Below are 17,228 nucleotides of genomic sequence, written 5' to 3'. Positions count from 1 at the left end.
GGGCAGGTGTCGCGACACGTTTTGCGAGATGTGAAAACGTGTCGCGTACTTGATGCGTCCAGATTTGGACGCGTCTTCCCCCACCGGGGGAGCATCGCCGATGCCTGCTCCAACCTGCTGTCAGGGATGTTTTAACGTTAGATAACGGCTAGGTAACGGTGGGCGCGTTACCCGGTGCCGATCTGTGTCACGGCTTGTTCGCGGCGGAACCTGCGAAAGAGAGATCCACACCCACTGGCGCGGCCGGCTCTATCGGCTCTCCCTCGGCCTTTGCCCGGCGATTGGTGTTCATGTCGCCGCATTCCCGGGCGGCCTGATCCAGCAGCTTCATGGCCAGCACCAGGTTCCCGCTCGCCTCGGCCTCCTCGAGCATTCTTCCCAGCGCACGCAGTCGAACGGCGCGGTTTGCGATCGGCTCTCTGATCGCCTCGTCGCGGAATCCCTCGCGGGTATCGTTGAACAGCGTCACCCAGCGCTTGGCCAGGCCCTTGCTGCTCTTTCGGGTCGGATCGTGGGCTTCGACGTGCTGGCGCGACACGGCGACCCCGAAACGCTCTCTGACGGCGCCGGCGACCTGGGTAGGTGAGTCGAAACAGGCGAGTGCCTGGACGATGAAGGATTTGATTTCGTTGTTGAGCGCGGCCATGGGCTGAATCTGTCTAGGGTCTGTCAAGAATTCACCCATAGTTGCCCGGAAAGCACCGGATGGCAACAGGGCCGAAAGCTCGGCTCAGTGGCTTTTGCGAGATATTTCTCTGTAGGAGTTTTAATTTGCAGTGGTTGTCACTGCTTTTGGAGATATCCTCAGTTTTAAGGATATCTCCAGGAGCCCCTATGTCGATCATCGATTGCGATTACCTGCCCGACCCGTCCAAGACCAAATTCCCGCCAGAGTTGGCCCTGCTCATAGTGCGCAAGGCCGCATCGCTTGCCGACGCCTTCGAGCAGCAGGCACTGGATCAGCTCACCAAGGACGCAGCCTCAGCGCTGGCCGCCGGCGCCGATCCGCGCCAGGTGATCAGGCAGATGCGCCTGTAAACTCCCACCATTGGTGGACGTCGAGGTGTTCCACTATCGGTGGGGCACCGAGGTTTCCACCATTGGAGTAAACCTCCCCACCCCTTTTACGACCTCCTCGCGAAAGTGTCGGCAAGCCCGGCAGATGTGAGCAAAAGTCCGTGCATCTCTGGGGGTGAAATTATTTTGCACCCTTCCTGTTGCGTTTCCCGTAACGCAATGCCATTATTCTTTCACGTTACGGGAAACGAGGTTGGTATGACAGACGAGAAGATCATCAAAAGCAGCACCGAGCGGCAACGAGAGTTCAGGGAGCGTCAGCGCGAACTGGGTTTCAAGCAAACCACTCTCTGGATTCACACGGAGACAGAGGAAGAAGGCAGGCAGGCAGCCCGGGATGGTAAGCCGCTCAAGCCGATAGGCACGAAAGACCCTCTGAGCTGGGCAGCAGGATGGATCAGCGAGAAGGGTAAGCAGTAACGGTGGGATTTCCCCACATTTGAAGATGGCTCAAATCTGAGCCATTAGAGAAAGGTGCCCACCCGGTGCGCTAACACCGGGGAGGCGATCACACGACGCAACTTACAAGGGACACGTCATGCAATTTAAGCAGAATACCATTCAAATTCTGGACGCGCACGGCAAAGTCATCACCACCATGGTGCTGCCGGCCAACATCAAACTGACCCAGTTGGCACCGCTGAAGATCCTCGGCGACATCAGCGTGAGTGTTCTCCCGGTCGGTCCAGTGTTCAACGGGCTGAGCGTAGGGGGTGCAGGATGACTGCCGCCGACAAGTCTGTGCGCAATGTCGCGTCTGACGCTTTCGAGCAACTGAGGGGCTGCCAGGAGATCCTGCAGCAACTGGAGGCGCTGATGATCGCTCTCAAGGATTCCGCGCCGCAACACTCCAACCAGGCACGTCTGGCCTCGCTCGGTGCATTCGTTGCAATGGATCACGCCAACGTCGTTGACTGTTTCATCGAAGATTACGAGAGGCTGCTGGACAGAGATCGTGAAGGAATCGACTGAACAGCTACTAAACTTTCGCTGCATCGAAGGCACTACCCCGCGACGGGGTGGTGCCTTTTTGTTGTGGGAGCGAACTCCGGTTCAGATCGTCAACTACCGACCTTTCCCTTTCTCGACCTGATAGATCAAATCCTTCCGTACCTCTTCCGCGCAAGGTCGGCACATCCCGATCTGTGTCCAAGGTAGGTACTCGACAACCAGAAAAGTGAAGCCTCCGACACGCTTACATTTGCCTGCATAACCGTGCTGGCAGCTGGTCTGTTTGATGGTGTGCAAGGTCATTTAATAACCCCCATGGTGGTGTAATTATATAAGACTGGGATTTTTTCCCGTTGGCCGAATCGCCGCAGGCCCCGATTTCACTAGGGTGCACTGGGAAAAAATCCCAGTGGTTGGTCGGCAAGAATTCTTGACCGGACAGAACCGGACAATTGCCACCCTAACCACTGGGAAAAATTCCCAGTACCTTCCGGAAAAAATCCCACCGGCAATTTCGAAATCAAACGAACTTGAAGCGGGGCGGGCCCGGGAGAAGTTCCAGGTTTTTGCCGGGGCAATCGTCTATCGCGGCCCAGGTGATCGCATACAATGCCGGCTGGTGTTTCCCATCCTTTGCGAAAGGACCGTGCTCCCTCGTTTTCACGATCAGGCCCGCGGCTATCAGCTCTTCGAGCGCAGACCTCAGCGTTTTGTCATCCATGCTCCGTCCACTCGACAGCATCGCGACAGTGCAGGCGAGGTCGCCGTTGTTTTTGCCGTTGTAGTTCCTGGCCAGTTTGATTAGCACCACCACTGCTTTGGGCGATAGGTTGTCGAAGGCCTCACTGATCAGAAGTCGATAAGGCAGGGCTAGCACTCGACCGCCGCCAAAGTCGACCTTGTAGGACTTTTTTCTGGCCATTCAAACGCTCACAGGCAGGCGCAGAAATATCCCCAAAGATGGGGACACCTCCGCTTCTCAGGATTACGACGCTTCGCGCAGGAGAATGTATTTAGCCACTCGGTGAGGCGGCCGCCCCGGCTCGGTGGACTGACGTGTCCAGTAAGTCTGGATTTCGTGCCCCTTTTTCCTGAGGCGGCGGATGGTGCTTGGTGGTTGAACGATGTCGAGTGTCTGGGCGGCCTCGACAGAGGAGATCGGGCCGTTTCTCAGCGCCTCAATCATCTTGCGGTCTTGCTCGGTTGAAGAATGGCGTGTCATAGTTTGCCCTTCATATTGGTGCTTTCCAGTGTGTATTCGCCAGGGCGGTGTTCCCGCACCGCCTTGGTAATTTCTCGCGCAACTCTGCGCGGTTCATTCCTGATCATTTGACGTCAGGCTCATCGACGAAACGGCTCAGCACGAGCCAGAGGACGGCGGATTTCTCCTCCTCCCAGCGCTTGCTCAAGCGTTCGTATTCGGTGGTAAGGGTGTTCATCCCCTGCATGGCCCGGAATGTGTCGCAGGCCAACTCAAGCATCAGGTGCTCTTTGTCCGTAAATTCCAAAATCATCGCGCACCGTCCCTAGCTGCGCGTTCGATCCACGCCTTCAGCTCAGTCATCAAAATCAAACGTCGACGACCTAGTTTGAAGGCCTTCAGATCTCCGCTAGCTATAAGTTCGTAAATCCCGGAGCGCGAATGGCCGACGATCCTTGCGGCGTCCTCGACGCTTACGGAAAGCGGTGCGAACTGTTCTGCTTGGCTCATGTGTTAATCCTTGATCGATGGGTCGGACTGTACGATACTCGTCCGGACGTAAACATCGTATTTGTAAGTAACATGATCTGCAAGCACGAATTTTGTAAACTCTTTGGAGTCGCCCAATGGCAAACCGCTCAAAAAAGGTAGTTCTGTCGACCAGGATTGCCCCCTACCTAAAGAGTGGGCTTGAGCTATGCGCCCGCGCTCGAAACATGAAAATTGTCGAGACGATAGAGGAACTCATTGAGCACGCGCTTATGACGAACAGCATTGATTCTCCCTTTCCAGATAAAAATGGGGTCAGAGGCAAGGCGTCGGTCTTGAGTGTTGTGGAATGGTTGTGGAACGATGACCCGATTGTCTACACGCTTCGCCTAGGGTTCATCAGCGACCAATTGGTCGATCGAGAAACCTATGTGGTATGCGCTGAGACCACGACCGCTAGGTTCAAGGGAGATTTTGACCTCTTTGAGGAACCACGAAAACGGGCTACTTACAAAGACGTGTACAAAACTACCGCTTTGAATATAGAAAAAATCCGGGAGGAGTGGGAGGACCTTTGCGCTTACGCTAAGTTTGTTGAGGCGAATAAGCCTATGAAGATTGATTACGAGGATTTTCTGAGAATGGCCAAAGGTTAGGGGTGCTATATCAACTCGACTGCTGCAGCCTTTGTTCCAGGTGCCAAGTGTGCATACCTCAGTGTCATCTTTATATCGGCGTGCCCCAGCAGTTCCCGTACTGTGTTGAGCGGTACGCCGGCCATCACTAGACGCGACGCGAAATCGTGACGCATATCGTGCCAGCGGAACCCTTCGATATTGGCTCGCTCTAGCAGCTTGAGCCATGCGCTTTTAACGTCCTCCAGACGGCCGCCTTCCTGACTCGGGAACACGTATCGAGATTTGCCGGCCAGCTTTTTCCAGTCTTCCAGCACGCGCACCGTTTCCTTGTTCATCGGGATGTGTCGCGTGTCGCTGGTTTTGGTGGTGGCGCCGGCGGCGGTGATCGTCTTCGTTTGGAAGTTCACCGCGGACCATTTCAGATCGAACAGCTCTCCACGTCTCATGCCTGTATTCAGCGATACCATGACCAAAGGCTTTAGGTGGTCAGTGAATGGGACCTGCAGCAAGCTCGGCATTAGCTCCTTACCGCGATCCGTTCTCCACTTGTTTGCACTCTCACGCTCTGCCCGTGCTTCGTCTTGCCGTGCGTCGAGTGCTTCCCGAAGCCGTTTGGTCTCTTCAGCATCCAAGTATCGGACCAGCCCCAATGAGTCGATCTTTAAGGCTTTGAGCCTATCCATCGGGTGGGCTTCAATGTACTCCCATTCAACGGCTCTACTGAATACACCGCTGATAGAACCCATTTTCCGGTTGACCGTCGACGGTTTGTTTCCGGCCTGCATCCATTCTGTGCGGATCTGGTCCAGATCGCGGCCGGCGATCGCATCGAGACGCTGAGGCATAATTGCTTCGAAGTTGTGGTTGAGCGTGTGTATGGTTTTCTCGTGCCCTTTGTGGTGCGCCTTGAACCAGGGCATGTAGGTATCGTCGATAAACTCTCGCAAAGTGGGCAGGGTGGCGCCTCGCCGGCGCTGCGTTACTGCCAACGGTTCGCCCAGCGTCCTTGCCTCTGCAAGATACTGGGTAGCTTCTGCCCTAGCTTGCTCCAAGGTGAGGATGCCAACCCGGCCAAGTGTCTTCTTGCGTCCCCTGGCCCAGGAGACAACATAGGACTTGGCGCCTGCGGCAGTGACGCGCACGAATAGACCACCGACGGTGGTATCGTGGACTTCGTATTCGTGACCGGTTACCTGCAGAGATGCCAGCAGTTTGGCGGTGAGCTTATCTTTCAATTTGTTCCCATGGGTGCATGGTGGGTGCAAAAAGAACTATACGGAGTCGTTTTCACGGACACAACCAGACGTTCAGCCCAATAAATACGGGCTTTGGCCAGTTGTTGTGGGAGCTGCGATGCCCCTCCTAAGGGGAAGGTTGGCAGTTCGAACCTGCCCTGGGACACCATCATTCAGAGCCTTGCAACAGCTCGCAAAAAAAAGCCCCGTGCAGGATGACCTGCCGGGGCTTTTTCATGCTCGTATCAATGGCTCAGTTCGCTGCGCCACCGTCAGCCTTGCCAATCGAGGTGCTGACCTCAGTCACATGTCGCCGCCCGTTGACCTCGTAACTGCGCCCGTCTGCATCAGCGTCCGGTTTGCGCAGTGCCAATTGTGCAAACAAACCATGTTTTTCGTCGTAGCTGCCAAACCAGTCAACCAGTTTTCCGATGTAGCAGTCGTTACCGATTATCACCGGCAGGTCGAAAACGTCTTCCACTGAGTAATGCACCGGGCCGTAGCTGTAGTAATCGTTCTCGCCTGCGCCGTTTGCAGGAATCGGGCAAAGAGGCGTGCGCTGAGTGTCCACGCTACCGGTCTGCGCTTCGTTCGCTTTGGTGATTGCCCGATTGAGCGTAAGCCGCAGATCAGGCTCCAATTCGAAGGTACTGGTGCCGTCATCCTTGTGTTGAGTGGTGGGCACATTCAGGGAGTAGCTGTATCGCACCGTCACGGTGGGTACTTCACGATTGATCTTCAGCGGATTGAGCAAGTAGATGTGATCAGCACCGTAGGCACCGTTGCGGTAGGCGACGTAGATATTGCCGCGAGCCTTGATCCAGTACGCCGATTGGTTGGCACCACGATCATTGGTGTAGAACAGCGCGCTTTCAGGCTCGGAGGACCTTTTGATAAACCGGTCACCGTCTCGGCGCCAGGTTTCCACGTAGGTAAACATGCCGGTGCCACCAGCGTAGGTCTGGACGATCAGGTCTCGCTGCCCGTCGCCGTCCATGTCCAGCAACGAGTAGGAGGTTTGCCCGGTTTCTGCTGCCGCGTCGATGTCGCTGGCGGTCAATGCCTTCCATTCATCCGGTGTAACGTCTTTGGGGATCGTCGATGGAAAGTGCGTTTGCTCGCTGGGGTTGTCTTTGTCAGAGTCGCCTGAAAACGATGTCTCTCCAGAATTGATCACCAGTGAAGCCAGCACTCGTTCAACCGCCACCTCTCGATTGCCGCCCTCGCTGGCTGCCTGAATGCTGCGTTGCAGATCTTCCAGTACCTGTTTGTCGATGCCGGTAGGTCTGTGCGCCACGGCATCCATCTGTTGCGCCTGTAATAACTTCAGTCGGTCGCGATAACTTTGCTCAAGGCAAGCAACGTCCGCTTCGCACTGATTACGTGTCTTGAGCCACAACCGTTGTGTGCGTTTGAGTTCAGGTTGCCTTTCACCGGTGATCTTCATCAGTTCCCGATAAACCGCGCTCATCTGCGCATCCAGTTCATACACGCTCTTACTGGCACAAACAGCGTTCTCCACCGCACTCGCCGCTTTCGCACAATCCATTCCTCCCGCCATTGCCTGCTGAAAAAACAGCAGCGCACAGGCGGACACGATGCAACGTCCTTTGATGTACACGAGATAAACCTTGTAGTGGAAAGGTAGGAAGTCGCGCAGGGTAATTGCTGCGCAAGGAATCTTGAAGTGCTCGCTTCAGGGAACGTCACTTGTGGCCGATAACCCACTCGGTGACTTAAAAGTCGCGCGAAATCGCTTGATAGCATTTGGCCGGCAGCTATCATCTGCGCGCCTGAAATTGCCCTCACTTCAATTGCCTGGAAATCCTCGATGCTGTCGTATCACCAAAAGAGTTTTCTGATCGTCGATGATTTCTCGGATTTCCGCAGTTCCGTGCGTTCGATGCTGCGCGAGCTCGGGGTCAAGGATGTGGACACCGCCGACACCGGCGAGCAGGCGCTGAAGATGTGTGCGCAGAAGTCCTACGATTTCATCCTGCAGGATTTCCACCTCGGCGACGGCAAGAAGAACGGCCAGCAGGTGCTTGAAGACCTGATGTCGGAAAAGCTCATCAGCCATGAAGCGGTGTTTGTCATGGTGACGGCCGAGACCAGTCAGGCGATGGTGCTCAGTGCCCTGGAGCACGAGCCGGATGCGTACCTGACCAAGCCGTTCAACCGCTCCGGCCTGGCGCAGCGCCTGGAGCGTCTGGAGCAGCGCAAGACGTTGCTCAAACCGATTCTGCAAGCCCTTGATCGGGGCAAACCGGTCGAGGTGCTCAATGCCTGTATTGCGCTGTGCAAGCAGGACATCCGCTATTCGCCGTTGTGCCTGCGCTATCGTGCCGATGCGCTGCGCGACATGAACCAGAACGAGGCGCTCGAACGTCTTTACGACAGCATCATTGCTGACCGGCCGTTGCCGTGGGCGTTTGCCGGGCTGGGCAAGTTGCTGTTCAAGCGTGGGCAAGTGGCGCAGGCCAAGGGTGTCTACGAAAAAGCCCTGAAGGTGTTCCCGATGATGCCGGCGTTGTACGACGGCATGGCCGATGTGCTGGTCGCCGAAGGCGATACCAAAGGTGCGCAGCGGGTGCTCGAGGAGGCGATTCGCTTGTCGCCGCTGGCGGTGCGCCGGCAAGCGTTGCTCGGCAAACTGGCGATGGCCAACGAGGACTTCGACACCGCGTCCCGGGCCTATCGTCAGGCGGTGGCGCAGGGCGCGCAGTCGCGCTTCAAGGACCCGGAAAGCAACCTCGGTCTGGCCCATGCCTTGATCAGCAAGGGCAGTGAGCGCGGTCTCGACACCCGCACGCGGCTGGAGATCAACACCACCCTCAGCGCTGTGGCGAAAGAGAACCCGAGCGACCCCGGCCTGCAGATTCGCGCGCGCCTGATGAAGGCCACCAGTCTGTTGCTCAACGATGCCGAAACCGCCGACAAGCTCACCGAGCAAGCGCTGCTGCGCCTCGACGGCATGGAGCAGTTCATGAGTCCTGAGGCGGCGTTGCTGGTCGCCAAGCAATTGCAGATGCTCGGTCAGGCCGAGGCGGGCACCTCGATGCTCAAGAGCTGCGCGGAGATCTACGGTGATGACCCGGCGGTGATGAAAGACATCGCCAAGCTTACCGACGACCCGACTATCCTCAGTTCGAGCAACGCCGCTGCCGACCTCAATCGCCAAGGCGTGCGCGTGTACAAGACCGGCAACCTGGTGGAGGCCCGTGAGGTATTCCGCAAGGCGCTGAAGATGCAACCGAAGAACATCAGTATTGCGCTGAACATGGCCCAGTCACTGCTGCACGGCACCGACACCAACGTGCCGTCGGCGGAGCTGGAAGAATGTCGGGCCTGCCTGAAACTGGTTGGCCTGATGCCCGACACCGACGCGCGTTTTGCGCGTTATCAGAAGCTGAAAAGCAAGGCGTTTGGCGAATGAACCACTTTGATCCGGCTCTGGACTTCTCCACGGTGATTGCCTCCACCGTTCACGACATGAAGAACTCATTGGCGATGCTGATGCAGGCTCACAGCCAGTGGCTGGCGCGTTTGCCTCAAGAGCAGTGCGGCGGGGCGGAGCAGGGTGTGATCGACTTCGAGTTCGCCCACCTCAACGGCATGCTGGTGCAGTTGCTCGGGCTGTACAAACTCGGCGTCAACCAGATGCCGCTGCAACCGGCGTATCACGAGCTCGATGATTTCATCGAGGCGCAATTGGCGGCGCATCAGGAGGTGTTCGCCAGTCGCGGGATCATCGCCACCTATGAGGTCGATCCGCTGAGCCCGCTGGGTTTCTTTGATCGCGAGTTGATAGCGTCGGTGCTGGGCAACTGCATCAACAATGCGATTCGTTATGCCCGCGAGTCGCTGCTGATCACGGTCAGTGACGAGGCCGGGCAGTTGGTGTTGAGCATCAACGATGACGGTGACGGTTACCCGGCCGAGATGCTCGAGCGTCAGGCCGACTACGTGCAGGGCATCAATCACAGCAGTGGCAGCACCGGCTTGGGCCTGTATTTCGCCAGCCGGATTGCCGCGTTGCATCAGCGCAATGGCGTGGTCGGGCACACTGAAATTAGCAACGGCGGGCCATTGGGCGGCGGGGTGTTCAGCCTTTATCTGCCGTGACCCGGGTTTTTGTTTGACGCTGCTTGATATTCCGAACAGCCGGAGCCTATTTTGTACGGGTCGCCGTTCGCGGCTCGCACAATAACAAGGATTGCGTCATGACAACCGATGGCCAGCGTTCACTCGCGCAGCGACTGACCGGCATTGATGAGATTGAATGTGTCACGCCGGATTTGAATGGCGTACCGCGAGGCAAGGTGATGACCGCCGAGGGTTTCCTCGAAGGGCGGCGTCTGCAGATGGCGCGGGGTGTGCTGCTGCAATGCATCATGGGGGGGTATCCGGCGGCGCGCTTTTACGGCAGCGATGACGGCGATCTGGCGCTGGTCGCCGAGCCCTCGATGATCCATCCACTGCCATGGAGCGATGAGCCACGCGCCCTGGCGATTTGTGATGCCGATGAACTCACCGGTGAAAGCTCCAATCTGTCGACCCGTGGTTAGCTCAAGAAGGTCATTGCCCGTTACGCGGCGCGTGGCCTGGCGCCGGTGGTGGCGACCGAACTGGAGTTCTTTGTCTTCGCCCCGAACACCGATCCGACCCAGCCGTTCCGTCCGCCGGTAGGCCTTGATGGGCGTCGAGAGGATGGCCAATCGGCGTTCAGCGTCAGTTCCAACAATGGCCTGCGGCCGTTTTTCAGCGAAGTCTATAAATGCATGGCAGCCCTCGGCTTGCCGCGCGATACCTTCATGCATGAAATGGGCGTCAGCCAGTTCGAGATCAACCTGCTGCACGGTGATCCGCTGTTGCTGGCCGACCAGACCTTCCTGTTCAAACACCTGCTCAAGGAAGTCGCGCTAAAGCACGGCCTGAGCGTGGTGTGCATGGCCAAGCCGCTGGCGCACACACCGGGCAGTTCGATGCACATTCACCAGAGCATCGTCGAGATCGCGACCGGCAACAATGTGTTCAGCGACGAGAGCGGCCAGCCGACGGCGATGTTCCGTCACTTCATTGGTGGGCAGCAGGCGGGCATGGCGGATTTCACCGCACTGTTTGCGCCGAACGTGAATTCCTATCAGCGTCTGTGCCACCCGTATGCGTCGCCGAACAATGCCTGCTGGTCGCACGATAACCGTGCGGCAGGGCTGCGAATTCCGGCCAGCTCGCCGGTGGCCCGACGCGTGGAAAACCGTTTGCCCGGCGCCGACGCCAACCCGTACCTGGCGATTGCCGCGAGCCTGGCCGCCGGCTTGCATGGGATCGAACATGAGCTGGAACCGACTGCGGCGATTCAGGGTGAGTTCGAAGTGCCGGACAATCTTTCGCTGCCGTGTACCTTGCATGCCGCGCTCGAACGTCTGAAACGTAGTCAATTGGCCAGGGAACTGTTCGGACAGGAGTTCATCGAAGGCTACATCGCTTCGAAGACCATGGAGTTGACCAGCTTCTTTGATGAAATCACTCCCTGGGAACGGCGTGTTCTAGCAGCCCAGGCCTGACGAACCGTCGCCATCGGGCTATCGTTTGGATAGCCCGATACTTACTGCAAGGAGCCGCTCGGAACGCCGATGCGCCAAATCTGGAAATCCTTTCGAGCGCTGTATTTCGCCTCGCTGATGATGTTGATCGGCTCGGGCCTTCTATCTACTTATCTGGCATTGCGCCTGGCCGCTGACCATGTCGACGGACTGTGGGTCGGTGCGCTGATGGCGGCCAACTATTTCGGCCTGGTGCTGGGCGGCAAGATCGGTCACCGATTGATTGCCCGGGTCGGACATATCCGGGCGTATTCGGCTTGCGCCGGAATCGTCGGGGCGGCGGTGCTCGGGCATGGCCTGGTTGACTGGCTGCCGGCATGGCTGGTGCTGCGGACCATCGTTGGCCTGGGCATGATGTGCCAGTACATGGTGATCGAGAGCTGGCTCAACGAGCAGGCCGACGCCAACCAGCGCGGTCTGGTGTTCAGTGGTTACATGATCGCTTCGTATCTGGGGCTGGTGCTCGGTCAGTTGATACTGGTCATGCACCCGGGCCTCGGCCTCGAATTGCTGATGCTGGTCGCCCTGTGTTTCGCGCTGTGTCTGGTGCCGGTGGCGCTGACTCGGCGGATTCACCCGGCGCCGCTGCATCCGGCACCGATGGAGCCGCGTTTTTTCATCAAGCGGGTGCCGCAGTCGTTGAGTACGGTGCTGGGTGCCGGTCTGATCATCGGCTCGTTCTACGGTCTGGCGCCGCTGTATGCCTCGCAGCAGGGGCTGTCGACCGAGCAGGTCGGTCTGTTCATGGGTAGCTGCATTTTTGCAGGCTTGCTGGTGCAGTGGCCGTTGGGCTGGTTGTCCGACCGTTATGACCGGGCGCTGCTGATCCGCTGCTTTGCCGGGTTCCTGGCGGTGGCGGCGTTGCCATTGGCAATCTTGCCGCAGGTGCCGCTGGAGGTTTTGTTTGTTGTCGGGTTCATGTGCTCACTGGTGCAGTTCTGTCTGTATCCGCTGGCAGTGGCGTTCTCCAACGATCACGTCGAAGGCGATCGTCGAGTGTCGCTGACGGCGATGCTGCTGGTGACCTACGGGGTTGGCGCGAGTATCGGGCCGCTGCTGGCGGGTGTGCTGATGAAGCTGTTCGGCAGCCAGAGCCTTTACGCGTTCTTCAGCTTCTTTGCGCTGGTGCTGGTGTGGCGCATCCGCCCGAAAGCGGTGACCAATCTGCATCAGGTCGATGACGCGCCGCTGCATCACGTGGCGATGCCTGACAGCATGTCCAGCTCGCCGCTGGTGGCGGCCCTCGACCCGCGCGTGGATGAACAGGTGGTGCAGGAGCAGATGCAGACCACGGTCACGCCGGAGCCAGAGCCGCAACCCGATTCCGGGCTTGAGAAAGGACCTGAGTCTGAGCCGGCAACAAGCCCTGATGATGAGGGTGACAGACCCACGCCGGATATCAGTGGCGCCAGACCTTAACGGGCGCCGATGGCGTTCCACTCGCCACAGGTGTCCATGACAGAAGCTGCTATTCGGGTTGGAAATAAAAAAGGGCAGTCCCGCCAAGGACTGCCCTTTCTTTTTTGCGTTCGAATCAGAGATCGTCTTTATCGAATCGGCGTGCTTCACGCTGCAACTGATAGACAAAACGCTCGACGTTGCGCGCTGCCTGTCCACTGATGTTGTGGAAGCGCAGACCGGCGAAGGTAATGTTGAGCTTTTCTTCGAAGTGCAGATAACGCAGTTCGACCGAGGTCGGCTGATTGCCGAACAACGGGGCGGCGATCAGGCGGTCATAGACCTGGCCCAGTTGCAGGCGGTCGGTGATGTCGCCTTCAAAGCGCAGCTTGCAACCGGTGGCGGAAATATCCAGCAGTTTGCCGTTGATCGGCGCCTTGAGTTTTTCGCCGCCGAGTTCGACGCTGACCAGATCGGTCAGCTTCAGCGCTGCACGAAAGGCGTTGCGGCGCTGGTGGTAAACCACTTCGGTCGGCAACTCGCCGGTGTAGAAGCGATCACCTTCGGATTCTTCGATGTTCAACGTGCCGGTGCATTCCCAGGCAATGCGCACGCCTTCGTGGAAGCCTTCGACCCTGAAGGGTTCACCCGCCAGCAGAAAGCGCTCGCCATCGCGCGGGATCATTTCGTCCAGGGCGATGGTTGCGGTTTCGCGGTCGACCTTGATCAGGTAGCTCTGGAAACGCTGACTGCGCTCATGGAAGGTGATGATCAGCGGGTCGTGGCTTTCTTGCAGCTGGCGCAGGTTGCTGGAGATTTCCAGGGGCGTGGTCAGCACCTTTGGTGGCTGCGGAGTATCATCCGCGCTTAGGGCGTTTGGCACGTTTTCTCAATCTCCAGACAAAATTTGACTACGACTAGCCAGCATTTTGCCAGCATGTTTCGCGGGTTGATAGTGCAGGCACATCGAATGGCTCACGCCTGGCTGAGCGTACGCGGCTTGGTGGGTTTGGCGAAAGTGCCAGTGGCGTCATACAGCGCCGGTGGCTCGCCCCCGGTGAGGATTTTCAGCTGATTGGCCGTGGTGGCCTGCTGAATCTGGATCGACTGGCCGTTCTTGACGTTGGCGGCCTGGCACTGGGCAATCAGGTCGGTCAGTACATCGCTCTGGGACAGCAACTGATCGCCAATGCTCGATTGGCTGGCCAGTTGCTCCAGACCCTGGCGGTCGAGCGGCAGGTTGAGGCTGGCAAGGATTTCACTGCGCTTGCGGCCATGCTGTTCAAGCAGAATGATCAATGCCTGTTTGCGCGCCAGAATATCTTCGAGCAAGGGCATGTCGCGACCGTGCAAGGCGAGGGACTCGGTTTGCAGTAACTCCAGCAATTGTTGAGCTGGAGCAAAGTCGTCGGTGATCAGTTGCAATAAATTAGTGTCGTGCATGGCTGGCCTTGGGTTCTAAGCGTCCAAAAGCCTGGCGCCGGCAAAAGCCTAGCGCTGGGCTTCGAAGTTGAGCAGTTTGCTGGCTACACGGTTGCTGTCGACTTTGTAGCTGCCATCGGCAATCGCTGCTTTCAACTCGGCCACACGGGCTTTGTCGACGGCAGGCTGATCACGCAGCTTGTCAGTGACCTTCTGCAACTGTTGAGCCTCATTGCTGAGGTGTACCGATTCCCCGCTTTTTGCGGTACTGGCCGTTTCGGCCTGGGTATTCAGCGGTGCAGAGGTGCCGGTTTCGGCGTTTTCCTTTGGCGCGCTGGTACGCGTACTGCCTGTAAGTGACGAGGAGCTGTTCAAACGGCTGAAATCGATGACCATGTTAAAAACCTCTGGGAATTTGGACGCTTGCCATGTTTTCGGCCATTCCCTGGAAAACTTTAGGCTCATTTGCAATGAGCTGTCTGCGCCGAAGCGTGCCCTGCTGCGGCACAGTTTAGGGAAGCAACGGGGCTGGCGCCAGTTTTCTGCGTGAGCGTTTTACATGGCCACTTCCACCTGGCCCGGCGCGATGACTTGCGCCTTGATCACTCGGTTGGAGTTGAGGTTTTTCACTCGAATCTGTTCTTTCAGGCCGCCATTGGCCAGGGCCTCGCCGGGCATGCGCACGGCGAGCGTACCGCTGCGGGCGATGATGACCACTTGATCACCCTTGCGCACCACTTCTGCCTGTTCCAGGTGCACCAGCGTAATGACCTGATCGGCTACCGTTGGTCGGGTCAATTTCTGTCCGATGGCTTCATCCACCGACGTCAAAAAACCTTGATTGATCTGACTGACGTCGCGTTCACGCAAGGTCACGTCCTGCGGTTCGATAATCCCGGCACGTTTGAGGGGTCGGGTAGTGGTGACAATCTCGCGAAACAGGCGGACTTGAGCGGGCACGAACACCGTCCACGGCGAGCTTCCCTCGCAGCGAACCTTGACCGTTACCCGGCCCAGCGGACGTGCCGGACTCTCCAGCGACGCTGTCAATTCCTTGTCGCACATAGGCATGCGCATACGCGGGTCGAGCTGGTTGACCTCGATTTCGTAGCGGCCTTCCGTTTGACTGGTGGCCAGATAGTCTTCTACGGTGAACTCAAGAAAGCCCTGAGTGACGCCGATAAGCATGTCAGGCAAGGTAACCGTATCAGCACCGGCAGGGCTGCCAGCGAAAAAGAAGCAGACGGCGGACACCGCGCACAGCGCTTTGCGGGTGCGGGAGGTCAGGCGTCGGAAAAATGTCGTTTGAGCGTTCATACGAGTTAAAAAGCAAGCGCCGTGCCGTTTAGCAATGAATGTGCGTCGCAACAACACTTGGCGTTGGTGTAGGAGTCTGGGCATGGCTGGTGTAATGGATTCGGTGAACCAGCGCACGCAACTGGTGGGGCAGAATCGCCTGGAGCTGTTGTTGTTCCGTCTCGACGGTCAGCAGCTCTACGGAATCAACGTGTTCAAGGTGCGGGAAGTGCTGCAATGCCCGTCGCTGACGTTGATGCCCAAGTCCAGTCCTGTCGTGTGCGGGGTGGCGAATATCCGGGGGGCGACCATTCCGATCCTTGATCTGGCAATGGCGACCGGCTCGGGTGCGTTGAAAGACAAGAACAACCCGTTCGTGATCATCACGGAGTACAACACCAAGACCCAGGGTTTCCTGGTCCGCTCGGTGGAACGCATCGTCAACATGAACTGGGAGGAGATCCATCCGCCGCCCAAGGGCACGGGTCGCGATCACTACCTGACGGCTGTGACTCGGGTCGACAATCAGTTAGTCGAAATCATCGACGTCGAGAAGGTGCTGGCGGAAGTTGCGCCGACGCCGGAAGCGATTTCGGTCGGCGTGGTCGATGTCGAGACCCAGAGCAAGGCGCTGTCGCTGCGGGTGCTGACGGTCGATGACTCGTCGGTGGCACGCAAGCAGGTCACGCGTTGCCTGCAGACGGTCGGTGTCGAAGTGGTGGCGCTGAACGACGGCAAGCAGGCGCTGGATTACCTGCGCAAGCTGGTCGATGAGGGCAAGAAACCGGAAGACGAGTTCCTGATGATGATTTCCGACATCGAGATGCCGGAGATGGACGGGTACACCCTGACGGCGGAAATCCGCAACGACCCGCGCATGCAAAAGCTTCATATCATCCTGCATACTTCGTTGTCGGGGGTATTCAATCAGGCGATGGTCAAGAAAGTCGGTGCCGATGACTTCCTGGCCAAATTCCGTCCTGATGACCTGGCATCCCGGGTAGTCGACCGGATCAAAGCAGCAGATATCAGCTAGGGGCCTTCTGCCCCTGGCGGTCAACACGATTTAAGAGGCGGCATCATTGTCTACGGGTAATTTGGATTTCGAACAGTTCCGGGTCTTCCTGGAAAAAGCCTGTGGCATTTTGCTCGGTGAAAACAAGCAGTACCTGGTCTCGAGCCGTCTCAACAAACTGATGGAGCAGCAAGGCATCAAGTCCCTGGGTGAGCTGGTACAGCGCATCCAGACCCAGCCGCGCAGCGGTTTGCGCGAGCAGGTGGTCGATGCCATGACGACCAACGAAACCCTGTGGTTTCGTGACACCTATCCGTTTGAAGTCTTGAAGAACAAGGTGCTGCCTGAAGCGATCAAGGCCAGTCCCAACCAGCGTCTGCGGATCTGGTCGGCGGCATGCTCGTCGGGGCAGGAACCGTATTCGCTGTCGATGTCGATCGATGAGTTCGAGCGGAGCAACCTCGGCCAGTTGAAGATGGGCGTGCAGATCGTTGCCACGGACTTGTCCGGCAGCATGCTGACCAACTGCAAGACCGGCGAGTACGACAGCCTGGCAATCGGTCGCGGTTTGTCCGCCGATCGACTGCAGCGTTACTTCGACCCGAAAGGGCCGGGGCGCTGGGTGATCAAGGCGCCGATCAAGAACCGGGTGGAATTCCGTTCGTTCAACCTGCTCGACAGCTATGCAGCGCTGGGCAAGTTCGACATCGTGTTCTGCCGCAACGTGCTGATCTACTTCTCCGCCGAGGTGAAGAAAGACATCCTGTTGCGCATTCACGGCACGCTCAAGCCTGGCGGGTATCTGTTCCTTGGCGCCTCCGAAGCGCTGAACGGTTTGCCGGATCATTACCAGATGGTCCAGTGCAGCCCGGGGATCATTTACCAGGCCAAGTGATTGGC

21 protein-coding genes and 1 pseudogene are annotated in these 17,228 nt (G+C 57.8%); 11 read left to right on the top strand and 11 right to left on the bottom strand.

Annotated elements, in window-relative coordinates; genetic code table 11:
• Positions 1 to 187: 187 nt before the first annotated feature.
• Positions 188 to 646: a DUF2280 domain-containing protein gene (locus AC1UK9_RS20940; protein ID WP_482578413.1), complete on the bottom strand. Its 459-nt coding sequence runs from the start codon at positions 644 to 646 to the stop codon at positions 188 to 190.
• Between the two features lie 188 nt (positions 647 to 834).
• Here AC1UK9_RS20940 and AC1UK9_RS20935 point away from each other — a divergent pair, with 188 nt between their 5' ends.
• The 4 genes from AC1UK9_RS20935 to AC1UK9_RS20920 all read left to right on the top strand — a co-directional run bounded on the left by AC1UK9_RS20935 (position 835) and on the right by AC1UK9_RS20920 (position 2,049).
• On the top strand, positions 835 to 1,038 hold the full coding sequence (locus AC1UK9_RS20935; RefSeq protein WP_482578412.1) for a hypothetical protein: 204 nt from the start codon (positions 835 to 837) through the stop codon (positions 1,036 to 1,038).
• 237 nt (positions 1,039 to 1,275) lie between these two features.
• Positions 1,276 to 1,497 (top strand): hypothetical protein, encoded by a 222-nt coding sequence (locus AC1UK9_RS20930; protein WP_085730379.1) that lies wholly within the window; start codon positions 1,276 to 1,278, stop codon positions 1,495 to 1,497.
• A 118-nt stretch (positions 1,498 to 1,615) separates the two neighbouring features.
• On the top strand, positions 1,616 to 1,801 hold the full coding sequence (locus AC1UK9_RS20925; RefSeq protein ID WP_482578411.1) for a hypothetical protein: 186 nt from the start codon (positions 1,616 to 1,618) through the stop codon (positions 1,799 to 1,801).
• Positions 1,798 to 2,049 (top strand): hypothetical protein, encoded by a 252-nt coding sequence (locus AC1UK9_RS20920; protein ID WP_482578410.1) that lies wholly within the window; start codon positions 1,798 to 1,800, stop codon positions 2,047 to 2,049. The genes AC1UK9_RS20925 and AC1UK9_RS20920 overlap by 4 nt, the downstream gene beginning before the upstream one ends.
• A gap of 499 nt (positions 2,050 to 2,548) precedes the next feature.
• Here the strand turns inward: AC1UK9_RS20920 and AC1UK9_RS20915 are convergent, their stop codons facing one another.
• The 4 genes from AC1UK9_RS20915 to AC1UK9_RS20900 form a co-directional block, all read right to left on the bottom strand.
• Entirely contained in the window at positions 2,549 to 2,950 is a 402-nt protein-coding gene (locus AC1UK9_RS20915; protein WP_482578409.1) for a hypothetical protein, read from the bottom strand.
• A 63-nt stretch (positions 2,951 to 3,013) separates the two neighbouring features.
• The gene (locus AC1UK9_RS20910; protein ID WP_482578408.1) at positions 3,014 to 3,250 is read right to left on the bottom strand and encodes a helix-turn-helix domain-containing protein; all 237 of its coding nucleotides are present in this window, start codon (positions 3,248 to 3,250) and stop codon (positions 3,014 to 3,016) included.
• Between the two features lie 103 nt (positions 3,251 to 3,353).
• Positions 3,354 to 3,542: a hypothetical protein gene (locus AC1UK9_RS20905; protein WP_482578407.1), complete on the bottom strand. Its 189-nt coding sequence runs from the start codon at positions 3,540 to 3,542 to the stop codon at positions 3,354 to 3,356.
• On the bottom strand, positions 3,539 to 3,739 hold the full coding sequence (locus AC1UK9_RS20900) for a helix-turn-helix domain-containing protein (protein ID WP_235759778.1): 201 nt from the start codon (positions 3,737 to 3,739) through the stop codon (positions 3,539 to 3,541). The genes AC1UK9_RS20905 and AC1UK9_RS20900 overlap by 4 nt, the downstream gene beginning before the upstream one ends.
• Positions 3,740 to 3,855: 116 nt before the next feature.
• Between AC1UK9_RS20900 and AC1UK9_RS20895 the strand changes: the two genes are divergently transcribed.
• Entirely contained in the window at positions 3,856 to 4,374 is a 519-nt protein-coding gene (locus AC1UK9_RS20895) for a hypothetical protein (RefSeq protein WP_482578406.1), read from the top strand.
• Between the two features lie 5 nt (positions 4,375 to 4,379).
• On the opposite strand, the gene AC1UK9_RS20890 is transcribed toward AC1UK9_RS20895, so the two are convergent.
• Positions 4,380 to 5,591: a phage integrase gene (locus tag AC1UK9_RS20890; protein WP_482578405.1), complete on the bottom strand. Its 1,212-nt coding sequence runs from the start codon at positions 5,589 to 5,591 to the stop codon at positions 4,380 to 4,382.
• 253 nt (positions 5,592 to 5,844) lie between these two features.
• On the bottom strand, positions 5,845 to 7,140 hold the full coding sequence (locus AC1UK9_RS20885) for a lysozyme inhibitor LprI family protein (RefSeq protein WP_482578404.1): 1,296 nt from the start codon (positions 7,138 to 7,140) through the stop codon (positions 5,845 to 5,847).
• A 282-nt stretch (positions 7,141 to 7,422) separates the two neighbouring features.
• Between AC1UK9_RS20885 and AC1UK9_RS20880 the strand changes: the two genes are divergently transcribed.
• The 4 genes and pseudogenes from AC1UK9_RS20880 (at position 7,423) to AC1UK9_RS20865 (ending at position 12,616) form a co-directional block, all read left to right on the top strand.
• Positions 7,423 to 9,027, top strand: a complete 1,605-nt coding sequence (locus tag AC1UK9_RS20880; RefSeq protein WP_473013289.1) for a response regulator — start codon at positions 7,423 to 7,425, stop codon at positions 9,025 to 9,027.
• A complete protein-coding gene (locus AC1UK9_RS20875; RefSeq protein ID WP_482578403.1) occupies positions 9,024 to 9,716 on the top strand; it encodes a sensor histidine kinase in 693 nt (230 codons plus the stop codon). The genes AC1UK9_RS20880 and AC1UK9_RS20875 overlap by 4 nt, the downstream gene beginning before the upstream one ends.
• Before the next feature lie 200 nt (positions 9,717 to 9,916).
• A pseudogene (locus AC1UK9_RS20870) lies at positions 9,917 to 11,158 on the top strand (glutamine synthetase family protein).
• Between the two features lie 69 nt (positions 11,159 to 11,227).
• Positions 11,228 to 12,616, top strand: a complete 1,389-nt coding sequence (locus AC1UK9_RS20865) for an MFS transporter (RefSeq protein ID WP_482578402.1) — start codon at positions 11,228 to 11,230, stop codon at positions 12,614 to 12,616.
• 115 nt (positions 12,617 to 12,731) lie between these two features.
• On the opposite strand, the gene AC1UK9_RS20860 is transcribed toward AC1UK9_RS20865, so the two are convergent.
• From AC1UK9_RS20860 to flgA, 4 genes are all read right to left on the bottom strand, one after another.
• Positions 12,732 to 13,478, bottom strand: coding sequence for a flagellar brake protein (locus AC1UK9_RS20860; RefSeq protein WP_025112925.1), 747 nt, complete (start codon positions 13,476 to 13,478; stop codon positions 12,732 to 12,734).
• Between the two features lie 92 nt (positions 13,479 to 13,570).
• Positions 13,571 to 14,038 carry a flagella synthesis protein FlgN gene (locus AC1UK9_RS20855; RefSeq protein ID WP_025112926.1) on the bottom strand — a complete coding sequence of 156 codons (468 nt, stop codon included), beginning with the start codon at positions 14,036 to 14,038 and terminating at the stop codon, positions 13,571 to 13,573.
• A gap of 48 nt (positions 14,039 to 14,086) precedes the next feature.
• Positions 14,087 to 14,413 carry a flagellar biosynthesis anti-sigma factor FlgM gene (gene flgM / locus AC1UK9_RS20850; RefSeq protein WP_473013287.1) on the bottom strand — a complete coding sequence of 109 codons (327 nt, stop codon included), beginning with the start codon at positions 14,411 to 14,413 and terminating at the stop codon, positions 14,087 to 14,089.
• 159 nt (positions 14,414 to 14,572) lie between these two features.
• Positions 14,573 to 15,334, bottom strand: coding sequence for a flagellar basal body P-ring formation chaperone FlgA (gene flgA, locus AC1UK9_RS20845; RefSeq protein ID WP_025112928.1), 762 nt, complete (start codon positions 15,332 to 15,334; stop codon positions 14,573 to 14,575).
• 82 nt (positions 15,335 to 15,416) lie between these two features.
• Between flgA and AC1UK9_RS20840 the strand changes: the two genes are divergently transcribed.
• On the top strand, positions 15,417 to 16,349 hold the full coding sequence (locus tag AC1UK9_RS20840; protein ID WP_025112929.1) for a chemotaxis protein CheV: 933 nt from the start codon (positions 15,417 to 15,419) through the stop codon (positions 16,347 to 16,349).
• Positions 16,350 to 16,395: 46 nt separating this feature from the next.
• On the top strand, positions 16,396 to 17,223 hold the full coding sequence (gene cheR / locus AC1UK9_RS20835; RefSeq protein WP_025112930.1) for a protein-glutamate O-methyltransferase CheR: 828 nt from the start codon (positions 16,396 to 16,398) through the stop codon (positions 17,221 to 17,223).
• Positions 17,224 to 17,228 lie beyond the last annotated feature (5 nt).

The organism is Pseudomonas sp. AK-TSAG1-1, from assembly GCF_056821665.1.
The sequence above is the reverse complement of the archived record's forward strand: the minus strand, read 5'-3'. Positions and strand labels throughout refer to the sequence as shown.

Excerpts from the sequence above, each read along its gene's own strand:
- AC1UK9_RS20940 (WP_482578413.1), bottom strand. The coding sequence starts at position 646 with ATGGCCGCGCTCAACAACGAAATCAAATCCTTCATCGTCCAGGCACTC.
- AC1UK9_RS20935 (WP_482578412.1), top strand. The coding sequence starts at position 835 with ATGTCGATCATCGATTGCGATTACCTGCCCGACCCGTCCAAGACCAAA.
- AC1UK9_RS20930 (WP_085730379.1), top strand. The coding sequence starts at position 1,276 with ATGACAGACGAGAAGATCATCAAAAGCAGCACCGAGCGGCAACGAGAG.
- AC1UK9_RS20925 (WP_482578411.1), top strand. The coding sequence starts at position 1,616 with ATGCAATTTAAGCAGAATACCATTCAAATTCTGGACGCGCACGGCAAA.
- AC1UK9_RS20920 (WP_482578410.1), top strand. The coding sequence starts at position 1,798 with ATGACTGCCGCCGACAAGTCTGTGCGCAATGTCGCGTCTGACGCTTTC.
- AC1UK9_RS20915 (WP_482578409.1), bottom strand. The coding sequence starts at position 2,950 with ATGGCCAGAAAAAAGTCCTACAAGGTCGACTTTGGCGGCGGTCGAGTG.
- AC1UK9_RS20910 (WP_482578408.1), bottom strand. The coding sequence starts at position 3,250 with ATGACACGCCATTCTTCAACCGAGCAAGACCGCAAGATGATTGAGGCG.
- AC1UK9_RS20905 (WP_482578407.1), bottom strand. The coding sequence starts at position 3,542 with ATGATTTTGGAATTTACGGACAAAGAGCACCTGATGCTTGAGTTGGCC.
- AC1UK9_RS20900 (WP_235759778.1), bottom strand. The coding sequence starts at position 3,739 with ATGAGCCAAGCAGAACAGTTCGCACCGCTTTCCGTAAGCGTCGAGGAC.
- AC1UK9_RS20895 (WP_482578406.1), top strand. The coding sequence starts at position 3,856 with ATGGCAAACCGCTCAAAAAAGGTAGTTCTGTCGACCAGGATTGCCCCC.
- AC1UK9_RS20885 (WP_482578404.1), bottom strand. The coding sequence starts at position 7,140 with ATGGATTGTGCGAAAGCGGCGAGTGCGGTGGAGAACGCTGTTTGTGCC.
- AC1UK9_RS20880 (WP_473013289.1), top strand. The coding sequence starts at position 7,423 with ATGCTGTCGTATCACCAAAAGAGTTTTCTGATCGTCGATGATTTCTCG.
- AC1UK9_RS20875 (WP_482578403.1), top strand. The coding sequence starts at position 9,024 with ATGAACCACTTTGATCCGGCTCTGGACTTCTCCACGGTGATTGCCTCC.
- AC1UK9_RS20865 (WP_482578402.1), top strand. The coding sequence starts at position 11,228 with ATGCGCCAAATCTGGAAATCCTTTCGAGCGCTGTATTTCGCCTCGCTG.
- AC1UK9_RS20855 (WP_025112926.1), bottom strand. The coding sequence starts at position 14,038 with ATGCACGACACTAATTTATTGCAACTGATCACCGACGACTTTGCTCCA.
- flgM (WP_473013287.1), bottom strand. The coding sequence starts at position 14,413 with ATGGTCATCGATTTCAGCCGTTTGAACAGCTCCTCGTCACTTACAGGC.
- flgA (WP_025112928.1), bottom strand. The coding sequence starts at position 15,334 with ATGAACGCTCAAACGACATTTTTCCGACGCCTGACCTCCCGCACCCGC.
- AC1UK9_RS20840 (WP_025112929.1), top strand. The coding sequence starts at position 15,417 with ATGGCTGGTGTAATGGATTCGGTGAACCAGCGCACGCAACTGGTGGGG.